The organism is Winogradskya consettensis (assembly GCF_018332715.1).
Taxonomy (GTDB): Bacteria; Actinomycetota; Actinomycetes; order Mycobacteriales; family Micromonosporaceae; genus Actinoplanes; species Actinoplanes consettensis.
This window is the reverse complement of record NZ_BOQP01000013.1, coordinates 130,540-148,035: the sequence shown is the minus strand read 5'-3', so window position 1 is coordinate 148,035 and position 17,496 is coordinate 130,540. Positions and strand designations below refer to the sequence as shown.

Below are 17,496 nucleotides of genomic sequence, written 5' to 3'. Positions count from 1 at the left end.
GGCCTTTGCTACGAGGGGAGCTAGCAGGGGGAGTCAGGCGGCTAGAGCGACTTGCATCGGTGCGGGGGAGATCGGCTCTTCGGCGAGCCGCTCGGTCTTGGCCCAGGACTGCCGGCCGCTCGCCTGGCGGGCGATGGCGCGGTAGGTGGCGACCAGACCGAGGAGAAGGAAGACCGGGTACGCGACCGCGGCGGTGAGCAGCCGGCGCAGGCTCTCGTCCCGCAGCCGGTAGCGGTGCACCAGGGCCCAGATGAAGCCGGGGAAGAACGTCACCGCGAACCACACCTCGCCGCTGGTGGCCAGGTCCTGCCAGGAGCGCAGGTAGGGCATCGGGTGGCCGAGCGCCAGACCGGCGGCGCCGACCAGGACCCCGCCGAGCAGGGCGACGGTGACCAGTGCGTTGATCCAGGGCGAGACCAGGTAGTGGAACATCTCCACCAGCGAGGTCACGCCGATCCGCTTCGAGGCGGCCAGCCGGCGCAGGTAACGTGCGCACTGCAGGTTGCCCTGGGCCCAGCGGGTGCGCTGGCGGGTGAGCCGGCGCAGGTCGACGACGGCCTGCTGGGTGACGGTGGCCCGCGGGGTGTATCGGATGCCGACCCCGTCGAGGTGCATCCGCAGGCCGAGCTCGAGATCCTCGACGAGGCAGGCCGACCAGGGCGCGTCGCCGAGAGCCAGCAGCGCGGAGAGCCTGGTGAACTGCCCGTTGCCGCCGAGCCCGACCGTGTCGATCGTGTCGCGCAGGCTCTGGCAGGCGTTGACGATGGCCCCGAACTCGAGATCCTGGACCGCGCCGAGGAGCTTGTTGCGGTTGCGGATGCGGACCTGCACCTGCACCGCGCCGATCTGCGGGTCGCGCATCATCCGGGAGACCTCGAGCAGGATGTTGCTGCTGCCCTGGCCGTCGCCGTCGATGATGCCGATGACGACCTTGTCCGGGCGTACGCCGGCTTCGGCAGTGATCTGCGCTATGTAGCGGTAGGCGGCGTTGAGCGCCTCGCCCTTGCCCTTGCGTGCTTCGGGAAGCTCGCGACGCAGGACCATCAGCCTCGGGTGGTTGATGGCGGCGAGCACGTCGGGGGTGCGGTCGTCCGATCCGTCGTCGACCACGAGGACCCGGGCGAGGGTGCCGCCGGGACCGCCGAGGGCCAGTGCCGCGTTGACCGTGTTGCCGACGACGACCTCTTCGTTCAGCGCCGGCACGATGATCCAGAAGTGCTCCGGCGTGCCGTCGCCCTTCGCCAGCGACCGGTCGACGACGACCCGGCGATGCGACGCCATGTAACGGACCGCGAAGCTGACCAGGGCCAGCGTCGAGACGGGCCAGGCCAGCAGGATCGCGTAGCCGGTGATCACGAGGAACCAACTGTTCGCTGCCGTCATGACCCGCCCTCCCTTCATCACTGTTCGTGTCAGCAGTGCGGTCACTCTTGCCGCGCCGCTGGACTAATCAGGACATTAGGGTGTCACCGAGCGTGATTCAAGAGCGTGGACCGGAGGTCTCGGGCGAACTGGCCAAATGGGCTATGCCAGACATCTCAGGCGTCGCATAACCCTTTAAAAACGGCAAAAGGCCGCGTGACGTGGCGTGAGGACAAACCTCGCGTGCGGGGCGATCGCCTACCTTCGCGCGAGCTTTTGATAACTCAAAGTGATGTCGGCTGTCACGGGCGCGGAGTGGCCCGGGGATCACTGCCTGTCACTCACGGTGAGGTCTATGCTGCCTGCGTGAACCGGACCCTGATGCGCGCCCTGATCGACCTGGCCGTGTCGATCGAACTCACCAGCGACGACGACATCGAGCCGGAAACGGCGACAACCCTGATCGACGAGCTGGCCGCGTCGCTCGAGGATCTGAGCGAGGCGGAGCGCGACGAGCTCATCGACTACATCGAGGAACTCGCCGCGGCGACCCGCGATCGCGACCGTCGTGAGGTGCTGCAGGACCTGCCCGACGCCCTGGCTCTGACAGACGACTGACTCCCACTTGTGACCGGCCCTCGTCCTGATGGACGAGGGCCGTTCTTGCCTACCCCTGTCATCATCGACATCACCGCAAGGATCGCTTGGCACACGGGGAGCGACGGCGGCGGCACACGGGGGCGGGCTGAGTCATGGGTGGGTTCTTCGAGGCTGTGCTCAGCTTCCCCACCGTTGTTTTCACTCCGCTGCTCGTGGTGGTCATCGGGTATTGGCTGGTCGTCATCGTCGGTGGCGCCGATCCCGATGGCGACGGCGCGGCTGACGACGGCGGCGGGTTCCTGGGTTTCCTGGGGCTCGGCGGTGTGCCTGCCTCGGTGGTGCTCTCCCTGCTCGTCGTCTTCGCGTGGTTCGGCAGTCTGGCCGGCGCCGAGCTGCTCGACATGATCCCGGTCGCGCTGGTGCTGGCGGGTGCCGTCGCCGCGGCCTGGATTCTCACCAAGGTCGCCGTCATGGCGGTCAAGCGCTTCCTGCCGACCGGCCCGGAACCCTCCCGGGCCGACTTCATCGGGCTCACGTGCGTCATCCGCACCGGGCGGGTGACCCGCACGTTCGGCCAGGCCGAGGTGCACTCACCCGACGGTTCCTCCGCGATCGTGCAGGTTCGCCAGGCCGGCGACGACGACCTGCGCGCGGGAACAACCGCACTTCTGTACGACGTCGACCCCGAAGGCGAGTTCTTCTGGGTCATTCCGTCCGACATCGCCAACGTTTAAGGACCCCCATGGACGTGGTCACCACTGGATTCGGCGTGCTCATCGCCGTCGTACTGCTCATCGCGATCGGTGTCGTGCTGTTCGTCAGCCGGCTGTTCCGCAAGGTGGAGCAGGGCAAAGCGCTCATCGTCTCCAAGGTGCGCCGCGTGGACGTCACCTTCACGGGCGCCGTCGTGCTGCCCGTTCTGCACAAGTCCGAGATCATGGACATCTCGGTGAAGACCATCGAGATCGCCCGGACCGGTCGTGAGGGTCTGATCTGCCGGGACAACATCCGGGCGGACATCCGGATCACGTTCTTCGTGCGGGTCAACAAGACCGTCGAGGACGTCATCAAGGTCGCCCAGGCGATCGGCACGGCCCGGGCCAGCAACGAGCTGACGCTGCAGGAGCTGTTCAGCGCGAAGTTCTCCGAGGCGCTCAAGACCGTCGGCAAGCAGCTGGACTTCGTCGATCTCTACACCAAGCGCAACGAGTTCCGGGACCAGATCATCGAGGTGATCGGGACCGACCTCAACGGTTACAGCCTCGAGGACGCCGCGATCGACTTCCTCGAGCAGACCCCGATGTCGTCGCTCGACCCGAAGAACATCCTCGACGCCCAGGGCATCCGGAAGATCACCGAGCTGACCGCGATCGAGTCGGTGCTCACCAACGATTTCCGGCGCAACGAGGAGAAGGAACTCACCCGCCAGAACGTGGACGCCAAGGAGGCGATCCTCGAGCTGGAGCGCCGGCAGGCCGACGCGGAGATCAAGCAGCGCCGGGAGATCGAGACGATGCGGGCCCGCGAGGAGGCCGAGATCGCGCTCGCGCATGCTGAGGAGCGGCTGCGGGCCGAGGGCGCGCACCTGCGTACCGAACAGCAGCTCGGCATCCAGACGCAGAACAAGGACCGGGAGATCGCGGTCGCCGAGAAGAACCGCGAGCGGGTCATCGCGATCGAGACCGAGCGCATCGAGAAGGACCGGATGCTCGAGGTGATCGGTCGCGAACGGGAGACCGAGCTCTCCACGATCTCCAAGAACAAGGAGATCGAGACCGAGAAGCGCTCGATCGCCGACCTCATCCGCGAGCGCATCGCGGTGGAGAAGACCGTCGCCGAGCAGGAGGAGAACATCAAGCGCCTCCGCGTCGTCGAGGAGGCCGAGCGCACCCGGCAGGCCGTGATCATCAACGCCGAGGCCGAGGCGCAGGAGGCCCTGGTCAAGGACATCAAGGCCGCCGAGGCTGCCGAGACCGCCGCGAAGTTCAAGGCCCGCGAGGAGCTGGTGCTGGCGGAGGCCCGCCAGCAGACCGCGGAGCTCGACGCCAGGGCGAAGATCCGGATGGCGGAAGGTACGCAGGCCGAGGCCGCAGCCGCCGGACTCGCCGACGTGCAGGTGCGCGAACGCAACGCCGAGGTGATCGAGAAGACCGGCCGGGCCAACGCCGAGGTCATCGAGAAGACGGGCCGCGCCGAGGCCGCCGTCGAGCAGGCGAAGGCGCTGGTCGTCGCCGAGGCGATCCGCGAGAAGCTGCTCGGTGAGGCCGCGGGTCTGCAGGAGAAGGCCGGCGCGATGGCGGCGATGGATGCCGCCACCCGTGAGCACGAGGAATACCGGCTGCGGCTCGAGATGGAGAAGGAGATCCGCCTCGCCGGCATCACCGTGCAGAAGGACATCGCCGAGTCCCAGGCGACCCTCATCGCGACCGGGCTGGAGCGGGCCGACATCGACATCGTCGGCGGCGACTCGATCTTCTTCGACAAGCTGGTCGGTGCGATCTCGATGGGCAAGAGCGTCGACGGTTTCGTCGAGCACTCGAACGTCGCCCAGAGTCTCGGCGCCCGCTACCTCGACGGCTCCACGAACTTCACCGAGGACCTGGGCCGCGTGCTCGGCTCGGTGAACTCCGGTGACGTCGCCAACCTGACCCTGTCGGCGTTCCTCACCCAGCAGATCCGGTCGGGCGGCAACGACACCGGCAAGCTCAAGGAGCTGCTGGCCGCCGCCGAAAAGATGGGTCTGGGCGACGCCAAGGTTCCCGCAGCCCGGTGAGTGAACTCGACGCAGGTACCTACGAGGTTCTCCGCGCCCGGCTGGGCGTGCAGGCCAAGGAGCTGGGTGAGCGTGCCGAGCAGCTGAACGCCCGCCGGACGGAGACGTTCGGCGGGCAGCAGATGCGCCAGCTGGGCTCGCAGCGGGTGCGCACGGAGAACAACTGCGTGCCGCGCGACATCGTGCAGGTCGGCGGCGCCATGCTGTTCGGCTACAACGTCTTCATCGGGCTGCGCTCGGAGACGTCGGTGGCGGACGTGTTCGCCGTGCACGCGTTCACCCAGGACGGTGGCTTCGAGACGGCCACCGTGCCGGGGCTGCTCGACGATCCCGGTTTCCAGCGGGACTTCGCGGAGCTCTACCGGTACTACCGGGAGACGCATCTGCTGCAGCTGCGCCGGCTCGACTCGTTGCTGCTGGCCGTCTTCCAGACCGGTGCGCGCGCCGACGACCTCAAGGTGCTGCGGTGGCGGCTCGGCGTCGACGGGTCGGTCACGTACGTCGACAACCGTGGCGAACGGGATCACGTCTTCCCGCCGTCGCACGACTTCGAGTGGACGCTGGCCACCCGGGACCAGCACGTGCTCGGCCGGCACCCGCACGTGTCCATCGACGACGAGGTGTTCGTCGAGACGGTCGGCGGCACGCTCACCGTCAAGGTGGAGAACAACACCGAGGACGGCGAGGGCATCTTCTCCGAGCCGGTGGACGAGCCGCTGCAGAGTCTTGCCGACGGGGAGATCGCGTACGCGAGGGTCGGCCCGCTGATCCTGCTGCGCATCCTGCCGTACAAGGAAACCACGCACCGGTATCTGGTCTTCAACACCCGGACCCGGGACGTACGCCGGCTCGACGGCATCGGGCAGGCGTGCCAGCGGCTCCCCGAGGACCAGGGCATCATCTTCCCGGGCGGCTACTACCTGGCGACCGGTCTGGCGAAGACGTTCGACGCGGAGACCGCCGAGCTGGAGTTCGAGCGGGTGGTGCGCTCGGTCAACGGCGAGGACACGCTCTACGTGTTCCACGCGCGGGCCTCCGGGCGTTACCTGCTGCTGCCGTACAACGTGATCCGTAAAGAGGTCGCGACCCCGATCACGTGCCACGGGTATTCGCTGTTCGACGACGGGACGCTGATCGCGTTCCGGGCGATGGACGAGCCGGCGCGCGTGCACCCGATGCAGGTGTGGCAGACGCCGTACGTCTCGGACACGTACGCCGCGGCGCAGGAGATCGGCACCGGCCCGCTCGAACGCATCGGCAACGCCGACCTGGTCCGGGGTATCGCGGATGCGCTGTCGGTGGCCCGCATGGTCGACGACATGAGCCCCTCCGGCCCGGTCTTCGAGGCGATCATCGCGGCCGCGAACCGGCTGTTCGACCACTACCACTGGCTCACCGACCCGGAGCTGGGCGATCTCGCGGCCCCGGTTTCCGAGCTGCGGACCACCGCCGAGCAGGTGCTCGACGAGTTCGAGTCGGTGCAGGAGCTCACCGCGCAGGCGGCCACGGCGGTCGACGAGGCGGAGGCTTCCACCCGGACGCTGGTCCGGCTGTCGCGCAGCGAGGTGCCCGCGACCACGGACGGCTGGGTGCGGCAGCTGGCGACGCTGCGTACGGCCCAGGGCCACACGGTCACCCTGCGCGAACTGCGCTACGTCGACACCGACCGGCTCGACCGCCTCGGTGCCGAACTCGAGTCCGAGGTGGACGCGGCCGCACGCCGTGCTGTGGAGTTCCTGCAGCGCGAGGACGCGTTCGCCGGCTACCAGGATTCCGTGGAGCAGCTCGTCACCGACGCGGCCGGCATCAAGACGGTCGCCGAGGCGGAACCCGTCGCCGCGAAGCTCGGTGAGCAGGCCGACGGACTCCAGGTGGTCACCGAGGTGGTCGGCGGTCTGGACATCGCCGACGCGACCGTGCGGGTCGGCATCCTGGAACGCATCGGCGAAGTGCTCGGTGGCGTCAACCGGGCCCGGGCGACGCTCGACGCCCGCCGCCGCGACCTCGCCGCGGTCGAGGGCCGGGCCGCGTTCGCCGCCGAGTTCGCGCTGCTCGCCCAGTCGGTGACGGCCGGGCTGGCCGCCGCGGACACCCCCGAGCACGGCGACGAGCAGTCCGCCAAGCTGATGCTGCAGGTCGAGGCGCTGGAGTCCCGGTTCGGTGACTTCGACGACTTCGCGGACCAGCTCGCCGCGAAACGCTCGGAGATCTACGAGGCTTTCGCCGGACGGCGCCAGCAGCTGCTCGACGACCGGTCACGCCGGGCCGACCGGCTGTTCTCGTCCGCGCAGCGCACGTTGACCAGCGTGCAGCGCCGGGCCGCGGGTCTGACAACCGTGGACGAGGTCAACACGTACTTCGCCACCGATCAGATGGTCGCGAAGCTGCGGTCGGTGGCCGCTGAGCTGCGTACCCTCGGCGACTCCGTGCGGGCCGAGGAGCTGGACGGGCGGGTCAAGGCCGCGCGGCAGGAGGCCGGCCGATCTTTGCGTGACCGGCTCGACCTGTTCTCCGACGGGGGTGCCACGATCCGCCTCGGGCGGCACTCGTTCGCGGTGAACACCCAGGCCATCGATCTGACCGTGGTGCCGAACGGCGACGAGCTGGCGTTCACGGTCACCGGCACCGACTACCGCGCGCCGGTCACCGACCCGGCGTTCGCCGCCACCCAGGATTTCTGGACGCAGTCGCTGATCTCCGAGGACCGCCACGTCTATCGAGGTGCGCATCTGGCTGCCGCGCTCTTCGCCGCGGACCCCGCGGGAACGGCCACGGCCCTGGCGGACGGGTCGCTGCGGGACGTGGTGCGGCGTGGTGCCGAGGCACGCTTCGACGAGGGGTACGAGCGGGGCGTACACGACAGCGACGCGACCCTGATCCTCGGCGCGCTGATCCGCCTGCACGCCGCGGCCGGGCTCCTGCGCTACGAACCCCAGGTCCGTGCCGCTGCGCAGCTGTTCTGGGCCGGCACCACGTCGGAACAGCAGGCGTTGTGGACGTTGCGGGCATCGTCGCTGGTCCGGGCACGCGACATGTTCGGTTCCGCGGGCAGTGCCATGGACGAGTTGCGGGCGGAACTGGATCTCGCAGCGGGTACGGAGATCGGCGAATACCTCATCGAGGAGCTCGCCACCGCGCCGGCGGGGTTCGTGACCAGCGCGGGCGCTCGCCGGTTCCTCGACCGTTTCCATCGTGCGCTCAGTGCCGGTGACCGCAGCTTCGCCGACGATCTGCGCGCGCTGGAGCACGATCCCGCCGCTCGCCGGCAGCTCGTGGCGGCGTGGCTGCAGGCGTTCCGGGCGGCACAGCCGGACAGCGGCTCGCAGCAGGATCAGGTCGAGGCGGTCGCCATCGAGCTGACCGGTTCGACGCTGACCCGCTACGACTCGGCGGCAGCGCTCACCGAGACCGTTGAGGGGCTGCTCGGGGTCCACCCGGCGATCACAGACGGGCGGTTGACGCTGCGGCTGGACGAGTTCCTGGTGCGGACCAGGAGGTTCCGGGAACAGCGCATTCCTGCGTACCGTGAATATCAGCGGAAGCGGACCGCCGTGGCCGCGGCAGAGCGGGACCGGCTGCGGCTCGACGAGTACAAGGCCGGCGTGATGAGCGCATTCGTCCGCAACCGGCTGCTCGACGAGGTCTACCTGCCGCTGATCGGTGACAACCTGGCCCGGCAGCTCGGCGCGGCCGGCGACAGCAAACGCACCGACCAGTCCGGCCTGCTGCTGCTGATCTCGCCGCCCGGTTACGGCAAGACCACCCTGATGGAGTACGTCGCCAACCGCCTCGGCGTGGTCTTCGTGAAGGTCAACGGGCCGGCCCTGGGGCACGCGGTCACCTCGCTCGACCCCGCGGACGCACCCGACGCGACCGCACGCCAGGAGGTCGAGAAGATCTCGTTCGCCCTGGAGATGGGCAACAACGTCCTGCTCTACCTGGACGACATCCAGCACACCTCACCGGAGCTGCTGCAGAAGTTCATCTCGCTCTGCGACGCCCAGCGCCGGATGGAGGGCGTCTGGAACGGTAAGACGCGGACCTACGACCTGCGTGGCAAGCGGTTCGCTGTCTGTATGGCGGGCAACCCGTACACCGAGAGCGGGCAGCGGTTCCGGATCCCGGACATGCTCGCCAACCGGGCCGATGTGTGGAACCTGGGCGATGTGCTCTCCGGGCGCGAGGACGCGTTCGAGATGTCGTATCTGGAGAACGCGCTGACCTCCAACGCCGTGCTGGCACCGCTCGCCGCTCGCGACCGGGCGGACCTCACGCTGCTGGTGCGGCTCGCGGAGGGCGACGACTCGGTGCGGCCGGACCGGCTGAGCTACGCGTATTCCGCCACGGAGCTGGAGCAGGTGCTGTCGGTGCTGCGCAAGATGCGCTGGGTGCAGCGGACGGTGTTGCGCAACAACCAGGCGTACATCGCGTCGGCGGGTCAGGCGGACTCGTCGCGTACCGAGCCGCCGTTCAAGCTGCAGGGCTCCTACCGCAACATGAACAAGATCGCTGAGCGGATCGTGCCGGCCCTGAACGACGCCGAGCTGGAGTCGATCATCGACGACCACTACGTCGGTGAGGCGCAGACGCTGACCACGGGCGCCGAGGCGAACCTGCTCAAGCTCGCGGAGCTGCGCGGCCGCCTCACCCCGGAGCAGGCCCAGCGGTGGGCCGAGGTCAAGGCGGCATTCCTGCGCGAGCAGTCGCTGGGCGGGGCCGGTGACGACCCGCTCAACCGGGCTGTCGGCGCGGTGGGCCTGCTCGCCGACAAGGTCAGCGCCGTGGAACGAGCGATCCTAGTCCTGCGACCGCAGTAGGGAGGGGTCCGCGCGGAGCAGTGCGGCGAGCCGCTTCGCCGCCTGCTCGGTCTCCTGCTCGTCGACGTGCAACGGGATGGGCTCGGGCAGTGGCGGCAGGAAACCGCGCTGGTCGTCCTGCGGGGGAACGTCCGGCGGCGGGGCGGCCGCGAAGGGATGCGGCTGCGGATAGGGGTCCTCCACCAGGTCGGCGTCGATGACGTCGTCCTGGTGGCCCGGCTCCGGACCACGCTGCACCACGGTGTTGTCCGCGCTGACCTGGACTATGCCGCCCTCGACCGCGAAATGCAGCAGGAGCGGATCGCCCGATCCCTCGACGCCGACGGTCACGGCCAGCTCGGGATTGCGGCCCACCACCGCCGCGATCGCCTCGACCAGCTCGTTCACCGCCGGTGGGGTGCTGCTTGCCGACTCGCCGTTGGCCCGCCGCCGCAACTCATCGCGGCGTGCCAGCTTGTCGAGTGCGTCGTCCAGTCCGCCTCGCACGACACCGTCCCTCCGTTACCCGCAGTGGCCGGTACAACTGTGCCCGCTCGCGGGTCAGATTGGAAACCGGTACTACGCGACTCGGCGCAAACCTTACTGCCGCATCCGCAATGCTTTGTTGAGGGCCTGATCCAGAACCACCAGCAGAGCGTCGCGTACGGAACCACGGAACCGGGCATCGAACTGCACTACAGGTACTTCGTCACGCACAGCGAGCGCCCAGCGAACCTCGTCCAGGTTGTAGCCGAGCTGCCCGTTGAAGGTGTTCACGCCGACCACGAAGGGAAGCCCAGCACGCTCGAAATAGTCCACCGCGGGATAACAGTCGTCAATCCTGGACGTATCGACCACTACCAGGGCGCCGAGGGCTCCGCGCACGAGGTCGTCCCACATGAACGAGAAGCGCGACTGGCCCGGCGTACCGAAGAGGTAGAGCTTCAGGGTCTGGTCGATGGTGACGCAGCCGAAGTCCATGGCGATCGTGGTGGTGGTCTTGGCGGTCGCCTGCCCCGGGACGTCGACGCCGACGGACTCCATCGTCATCTCGGCCTCGGTGGTGAGCGGCGAGATCTCCGAGATCGCGCCGACCGTCGTGGTCTTGCCGACGCCGAAGCCGCCGGCCACGATGATCTTGACTGGTACGGGGGCCTTGCGCCGCGGCGGCGTCTCAGGCACACGAGCGCTGCCTACGACGCGGCTGTCAGGGTATGGATCGAAGGCCACGGATCACTCGCATGATGGTGTCGGGGTCGGGGAAGTCGCTCTGCAGGACGTGCACGTCCAGATGCCCCGCTGCCCGCAGATCGCAGACGAGGATCCGGGTCACGCCGAAGTGCATCCGGAGCTGAGCCGAGATCTCCGCCAGGGACAGCGGGTCGCGGCACAGCTGGACGATTGCCCGCTGCTCGGGGGAGAGCCGCGCGTAGTACGCGCTCGGCAGCGCGCTGACCTGGGTTTCCAGCCCGATGTCCGGGTCGATCGCGGCCACCCGCCCCGAGGTGATGACAAAGGGCCGCAGTGCGGGCGCCACTTCCTGCGGGGCCGGGGGAGCCTCTTTGCCGCGCAGGAACGGCCGGACCCCGGGAGTCGCCGGGTGTTCCGGGTCGTCGGGTCCGGCCGGATATCTCATTGCTGGACGGCGTTCTTCAATTCAGCGATGAGCCGCGGGCTGAGGGCGCCGCCCGCGCGGGTGGCGAAGAGGGTCATCTCATAGGCGAGCGTGCCCAGGTTGGCGGACCGGTCGGCGACGACGCCGAGCACCGAGCCGGCACTGATCGCGGTCACCAGCAGGTAGCCGTCGGCCATGTCGATGATGACCCGGTTGAGGCTGCCGAGCTTGTACCAGCTGGCCGCGCCGCCGGCGAGGCTGGTCAGGCCGGAGACGACAGCCGCGAGCCGCTCGGCGTTCGGGCGGTCCTTGATCGCGGACATCGCCATGAGCAGGCCGTCGGAGGAGACGGCGATCGCCTCGACCACGCCGGCGGTGCCGGACGTGAACGAGTCCAGCAGCCAGTTGAAGGTCTTGGCCTCGGCGCTGAGCTGCGACTGCGCGGTGCCGTTGCCGGTGTCAGTGGAGTAGGGGGATGTCATCGCGGTTGTCCCTCGGGTTGTGGCTGGGTTTCGCTCAGGGCTCGGGCAACGCCGTACTCGAACTGCTCCATCAACGCCCGGGCGGCGTCGGGATCGAGTGGCTGGGCCGGCGACGCCGGCGGGGTCGGGGTGCTGGGCTCGCCGACCGGCAGGGTCGCGCCCGGCACCCGGCGCGAGAGCGGGGCGTGCCCCACGGCCGGGGGTGCGGACATCTCCTGCTCGGCGACGTCCCACTGGGCCTGGGAGACCCCGGCCTCGAATGCGTCGAAGGCGGCACGGGCGGCCAGCGCGTCGTCCGTGGTGGGGACGGTCGCGTGGATCCTGGGGGCGGTCTCGGCCGGCAGCTGATTGCCCGGTACGCGGCGGCGCAGCGGCTCGCTTTCAGGGGTCTGGCGCTGGCGGGGGATCGCCGGGGCCTCGAGTTCCGCGCGGACCTGTCCACCGGCGGGTAGCTGCGGCAGGCCGGCCGGGAAACGACCGGCGACCGGCGTGGCCTCCAGCTGTGGCCGCAGGGCGAACGCGTTCCAGGACTTCGCCACTTCGAGCGTACGGGTGGCCCGTCCCAGCATGTTCGAGTCGAACGGCAGGGCGCTGCCCGGAACCGAGCGCACCGAACCGCCGGCGACCAGCGGCGAGAACTCGCTGTGCTGGCTCGGCACGGTCGCCTGGATCGGGCCGTGCGGCGTGACCACGGTGTCGACCCGCGGCACCAGGTGATCGGGCCGCAGGTCGAGCCAGGCCGTGACGCCACCGTCGGGGGTGTCGGCGAGCGTGACCTCCATGCCGTGGCGGCGGGCCAGCCGGCCGACCACGAAGAGGCCGAGCACCTCGGAGGGGGCGAGGTCGAGGCGCTCGCGGCGGGTCAGCCGCGCGTTCTCCTCGGCGATGCGCTCCGGGGTCAGGCCGAGACCGTGGTCGACAACCCCGAGCCGGGCACCCCCGCGCAGCTCGGCGGCGGTGATCGTGACGCGGGTGTGCGGCGGCGAGAACGAGGTCGCGTTCTCCATCAGCTCCGCGAGCAGCAGGGTCAGGTCGGCCAGGACGGCCGGCACGACCACGATCTCCTCGGGTACCTCGACGTCGACACGCGTGTAGTCCTCGATCTCGCCGAGGGCGAGCCGTACGACGTCGGAGAGCGCCAGCGGGGCCATGTGGTCGTTGGCGCCGGCCCCACCGGAGAGCACGACCAGCGAGCTGGCGTTGCGGCGCAGGCGGCTGGACATGTGGTCGAGGCGGTACAGCTCGCCCAGCCGGTCGGTGTCGGTCTCGCGGCGCTCCAGGTTGTCGATCAGAGCGAGCTGACGGCCGACCAGGTTCTGGGTACGCCGCCCGACGTGCCCGAACATCTGGGCGACGTTGCGCCGTCCGAGCACCTGACGCTCCACCAGCCGGACGGCGGTGCTCTGCACGCGGTCGAACGCGCGGGCCAGGTCGCCGATCTCGTCCCGGCCGGCCACTTCGACAGGGTCGAGCCGGATCGGGCGTACGGTCTCCGCGTCATCGTCCGCGACCCGCTCCAGCTCCGCCTCGGCGGCCCGGGCGATCCGGTCGGCCGAGGTCGTCAAGCGGCGCAACGGCTGGGCAACCGCGCGCGCCATCAGCAGCGACAGCGCGACAACCGCGAAGACGAGCAGGAGCGCACCGCCGCCGACCACGCCGGCCGTACGCAGCGCGCCGTTGCGGCTTTCGGTAACCGCGGCATCCACGTCGGCGGCCACGCGCTTCTCCACGAAACCGCCGAGCACGATGACCGAGCGCAGCGACGGGAACAGCGTCTGGATGTTCAGCAGCTTCACCGCGCCGGCCGGGTCGGTCTGCGCCTGGGTCAGGAACTGGTTGCCGACCCGGGCACCGAACGCCGACTGGGCACCGAGGTAGAGCTTGTACTGGCTCGCGGTGAAGTACGGCTCGCCGTTACCGATGATCAGCTGGAGCTGCAGGAGCGTCGAGGAGAAGAGCCCGACCAGCCCGGAATTCTTGGTGACCACGGCTCCGGTCAGGTGGCCGGCCGCCTGGCTGATCAGGTCGTCACTGCGCAGAGCCTGGTCGAGCGCGTAGACCTGGCGTCCGGCGGACGTGGTCAGGTCGGCGTTCGTGGAGAGCGCGAGCCCGTTGATGATCGGGGTGATCACGTCGGTGAACTCGGTGACGATCTGGTCGGGCCGGATGGTCCGGTTGATCACGTTGGCGCGGGTGCTGGTGAGCCGCGAGATGTTGTTGACCGCGTGCCGCAGCTCGGCGGACAACGGCTGGTCCAGGCTCTTGAGGCCCTCGATGCGGTCAGTCGCCTTGGCGCTCTGCACCACGAGCTCGGGCTGCTGGATGAGGCCGAAGAGATAGCCCACCGACAACAGCCGCTCCTCCTGGAGCTCCTGCACGGCCGAGCCGACCTGGGTGGCCAGCTGAACGGAGTCGGAGATGCGCTGCGCGTCGCGGCCCACCTCGATGCGGTTGACGACGATCGGCACTGCCAGGGCGACGACGCCGACCAGCGGCACGAGCATCAGCAGGATCAGTTTGCCCAGAATGCGGAGTTTACCGAAGAGCACCGGCGTGCTCCCGTCGTGTGGTGTCCACATCGCCCGGTCCTACGGTCACGTCCCGGGCGGCTTCGCTGTGAATCGGCCGGCCCCGCCGGCGCCGCCCGGTCAGGGGCAGAACAACCGCGCCGATGATCAGCAGCGCGATCAGCACGCCGGCGGCGAGCGTCTCCGCCTCGCGGTACGCCAGCCGGTCGAGCCGGTCCTGCAGCAGGGTCGCCATCTCCCGGACGGTGATGGTCGACAGGTTCGACAGGGAGACCTGGAGCTGGCTCTGCGCGGTGGCCATGGTCGCCGCATTCGGTACGCCGCCCGGGTTCGCGCCCCGGGTCAGCGACTCGACGCCGCGCCGGAACGAATCGAGCCCGCTGACCAGGCTGCCGCTCAGGGTGCCGCTCGTGGTGTTGTCGACGGCGGCCTGCAGGTTGTCGGTGAGGCTGTTGACGTATGTGTTGACGGCCAGCACCGCGGCCCCGAACTGCGGGCTGAGCTGGGCGAGTTGCGTGGCGGTGGCCTTGGCGACGAGCTGGCTGTAGTCGCCCATCCGGCTCACCTCGACGACCGTGGTGGGCAGGTCGACGCCGACCGCTTCCTGCAGGTGCGCGAGGTCGTTGTCGGGGTCGCGGGCCAGCTCGGAGTTGTCGCGTACGGCTTCGTAGAGGGCGAGCGTCAGATCGGCGACCTCGACGTGGGCCTGCAGGACGGTGAGCGGATCGCCGGTGGTCTTGGGCAGCAGCTCGATCTTCTGCCGCAGCCCCGTCCAGCGGTCACGGGTGCGCAGATCGCCGCCGAGCCGCTGGTCCACCGCCGCGACGCCGTTGACCGCGGTGGTCAGCGAGACGGGCGGGTCGGAGACGCCGGAGAGCGCGGACGACTGTGCCTCGGCCAGCGAGCTGACCAGCGGGGCGAGGGCCGCGAGGTACTCGACGCCCATCTGTTCGAGCTTGGTGCTGGCCCGCCGGTCGGAAACGTCACTCCAGACCCGGGTGAACAAAACCCCCGCCGGAACGAGGATCAGGACCGTCATGACGGCCGCTAGTACGGAGCGCGTCCGGGTTCGCCGGTGATTCACCGAGTCTGACATCGTCAATTCCTCCGCCATGCGCCCGCTTTACACCGTTTGGTGACTACACTCCGTAGTCGCGTGGGCGCACCGATCGGGGACAATCTAGCCGAGAAAAAAGCGGGTGACCCCTTTCCCCAGGTCAGAGTTGACTCGTCTGATCGGGGGATGGACCGCAGGGGTTGCCTGGTTCTACGCGGGCAGGAAACGTGGTGCGGCCTGCGATCGGGCACCGTCGGGGGCCGTGCGCGAATGCCCGCGCGGCGGCCTGGCCGACGGGGTGCCCGATTAGGCGCAGCCTTCCACAGTGGAGTAATGTGTTCCGGCCCTACGCGTGTTACTTGTTCGTAAAAATAACCTTGCGTAGCGTAGTCAGTTGACTACTCTTCTGCGTCCCGGATGATCCGTTCGAGGATTTCGACGAACGTGTCGCGGCTCTTGCCGAGCTGCTCGCCCGACCAGCGCTCCTCCATCGTGACCACCGTGCCGCCGTGCAGGCGCAGCTCGGCCCGGATCGGCGTCCGCTTGGTGATCGCGGCGCCGCTGACCTCCTCGAACGGCATGAAACGGAACCGCGCCGCCAGCTCCTCGGCGGTGTACATCTGGACCAGTTCCTCGAGCCGCTTCTCGCCCTTGTCCGACTTCCTGGGTGCCGGGGCCACGACAAAACCGCGGTTCAGCAGCACCAGGTCGGACTCGACGCCGTCCACCTTGACGTTGGCCAGCGCACCGATGACCTCCGCACCCCGGCCGGTTGCCTTCGCTTCGATGACGGTGGCGGCTTCCACGCGTACGCCCATCTCGGCCAGCCGGGCCCGCGCCTCGCCGATGCTCTCCGGGTTGACGGCGAGTTTGGCGATCTCCTCGAGGTCCAGGTCGGCGCCGTCCGCGTCGATCAACTTCACGGGCTCGGTCCAGGACATCTGCCAGAACGCCTTGCCGGAGCGGATCGCCGCCAGCGTGAGCATCGTGTCCATCGGGCCGGAGAACTTGACCGCGGCCTCCTTGCGGGTCGCGTTGCTGAAGAACTCCTCCGCCAGCTCACCGAGCCGCCCCGCCTCGACGAGGTCGAACAGGGCACCCAGGCTCGGCTCCGACGTGCCGGTGAGCCGGGTCAGCGACCGGAAGATCCGGTCCGACGTGCGTTGCAGCCCGGCCGTCGTCGCGGCCGCGATGAACTGAGGCCAGGGCAGCACCTGGCGCGAGCCGACCTCGACGACCTCACGCTGCAGGGCGACGCCCGCCTGCTGGATCGAGGGCAGCAGCACCGTGGCGGGCCGGCCGTCGACCGGGTGCGCCTGCTGCGGTGCCGCGCGCATGATGGCGATCCGGTCGGCGAGCGACGGGTGCGTGTCCCACCGTGACGTCGCCCGCTCCGGCTCCTGCTGGCGCAGCTCGGCCAGCTCCTCCTGGCGGGCGGTGACGAGCTGCCCGAAACCGCCGAAGAGGTCGTCCGGCGCGTAGCCTGCCTCCCAGCCCGGAGCGACGTACCGGCTGAAGTAGAAACCCCAGGCCGCGCTGACGGCGGGCAGGTCCTTGAGCGCCTCGATCGCGGCGGCCGGACCGGCGACCCGGACCGATGCCCGGTCGGCCTCCCGCTCCTGACTGCGCGAGGCCGCGTTGTCGACGAGCAGATAGAGCCGGGAGTAGCCGCGGAAGACGATGCCGACGGGGTTGAACCTGCCGAGCTGCTCCACGGTCTCCTCGACCGCGAGCCGGCCCCGGTAGGCGGCCACGCCGAGACCGGTGTGCCGGCCCGAGTAGTGGCCGAGTTCGTGGGCGATGATCGAGCGCATCTGGTCGACCGAGTATGCCTGGATGAGCGGCATGCCCAGGTAGAGCCGCCGCCGTCCCCCGATCAGGCCGAGCAGCTTGGCGTCCTCGCTGACCGCGGCGTTGACGTCGGGCACGAGCCGGATCTCGTCCGGCATCCGGGTGCCGACCTCGGTGGCCAGCGCGTGCACGGTGTTCCACAGCTCCGGCGCGGCCTGCGGCGTGACGAGCAGCCCGTGCTCCGCCCCGGAGCGGGTGCGCATCGCCTTGAACACCCCGACGAACGTGGCACCCACGGCGATGACCAGCGGAATAGCGATCTTGGCACCGATGAAGGCCGTGGTCTCGACGCCCACCCAGATGGCGAACGCGATCACGACCACGAGCTGGATCAGAGCGACGACATAGAAACCCAGCAGCATCGCCAGCGATGCGGCAGCGCGAAACATCCCCCGTGCTTCCTTCCCCGATTTCCCGTCTGAGAGCCCGGTC

Annotated in this window: 12 protein-coding genes; 4 read left to right on the top strand and 8 right to left on the bottom strand. The window is 69.3% G+C overall.

Annotated elements, in window-relative coordinates:
- Positions 1–33: 33 nt before the first annotated feature.
- Positions 34–1,383, bottom strand: coding sequence for a glycosyltransferase (locus Aco04nite_RS15585; protein ID WP_212997926.1), 1,350 nt, complete (start codon positions 1,381–1,383; stop codon positions 34–36).
- A gap of 345 nt (positions 1,384–1,728) precedes the next feature.
- Here Aco04nite_RS15585 and Aco04nite_RS15580 point away from each other — a divergent pair, with 345 nt between their 5' ends.
- From Aco04nite_RS15580 to Aco04nite_RS15565, 4 genes are all read left to right on the top strand, one after another.
- Positions 1,729–1,980, top strand: coding sequence for a hypothetical protein (locus Aco04nite_RS15580; RefSeq protein WP_212997925.1), 252 nt, complete (start codon positions 1,729–1,731; stop codon positions 1,978–1,980).
- A gap of 134 nt (positions 1,981–2,114) precedes the next feature.
- Positions 2,115–2,696: a hypothetical protein gene (locus Aco04nite_RS15575; protein ID WP_212997924.1), complete on the top strand. Its 582-nt coding sequence runs from the start codon at positions 2,115–2,117 to the stop codon at positions 2,694–2,696.
- 8 nt (positions 2,697–2,704) lie between these two features.
- Entirely contained in the window at positions 2,705–4,735 is a 2,031-nt protein-coding gene (locus Aco04nite_RS15570; RefSeq protein ID WP_212997923.1) for an SPFH domain-containing protein, read from the top strand.
- Complete coding sequence (locus Aco04nite_RS15565; RefSeq protein WP_212997922.1) at positions 4,732–9,552, top strand: DNA repair ATPase; 4,821 nt, start codon at positions 4,732–4,734, stop codon at positions 9,550–9,552. The genes Aco04nite_RS15570 and Aco04nite_RS15565 overlap by 4 nt, the downstream gene beginning before the upstream one ends.
- Here Aco04nite_RS15565 and Aco04nite_RS15560 read toward each other — a convergent pair.
- The 7 genes from Aco04nite_RS15560 to Aco04nite_RS15530 all read right to left on the bottom strand — a co-directional run bounded on the left by Aco04nite_RS15560 (position 9,532) and on the right by Aco04nite_RS15530 (position 17,453).
- Positions 9,532–10,038, bottom strand: coding sequence for a hypothetical protein (locus Aco04nite_RS15560; RefSeq protein WP_212997921.1), 507 nt, complete (start codon positions 10,036–10,038; stop codon positions 9,532–9,534). The two genes, Aco04nite_RS15565 and Aco04nite_RS15560, sit on opposite strands and share 21 nt — an antisense overlap.
- Before the next feature lie 93 nt (positions 10,039–10,131).
- Positions 10,132–10,713 carry a GTP-binding protein gene (locus tag Aco04nite_RS15555; protein ID WP_244876015.1) on the bottom strand — a complete coding sequence of 194 codons (582 nt, stop codon included), beginning with the start codon at positions 10,711–10,713 and terminating at the stop codon, positions 10,132–10,134.
- A 25-nt stretch (positions 10,714–10,738) separates the two neighbouring features.
- Entirely contained in the window at positions 10,739–11,167 is a 429-nt protein-coding gene (locus Aco04nite_RS15550) for a DUF742 domain-containing protein (RefSeq protein ID WP_212997919.1), read from the bottom strand.
- On the bottom strand, positions 11,164–11,628 hold the full coding sequence (locus tag Aco04nite_RS15545; protein ID WP_203837526.1) for a roadblock/LC7 domain-containing protein: 465 nt from the start codon (positions 11,626–11,628) through the stop codon (positions 11,164–11,166). Before Aco04nite_RS15545 ends, Aco04nite_RS15550 begins: the two co-directional genes overlap by 4 nt.
- Positions 11,625–14,207 carry a sensor histidine kinase gene (locus Aco04nite_RS15540; protein ID WP_244876014.1) on the bottom strand — a complete coding sequence of 861 codons (2,583 nt, stop codon included), beginning with the start codon at positions 14,205–14,207 and terminating at the stop codon, positions 11,625–11,627. The genes Aco04nite_RS15545 and Aco04nite_RS15540 overlap by 4 nt, the downstream gene beginning before the upstream one ends.
- On the bottom strand, positions 14,164–15,195 hold the full coding sequence (locus Aco04nite_RS15535) for a hypothetical protein (protein WP_212997918.1): 1,032 nt from the start codon (positions 15,193–15,195) through the stop codon (positions 14,164–14,166). Before Aco04nite_RS15535 ends, Aco04nite_RS15540 begins: the two co-directional genes overlap by 44 nt.
- Positions 15,196–15,611: 416 nt before the next feature.
- Positions 15,612–17,453: a M48 family metallopeptidase gene (locus Aco04nite_RS15530; RefSeq protein ID WP_212997917.1), complete on the bottom strand. Its 1,842-nt coding sequence runs from the start codon at positions 17,451–17,453 to the stop codon at positions 15,612–15,614.
- Positions 17,454–17,496: the final 43 nt, after the last annotated feature.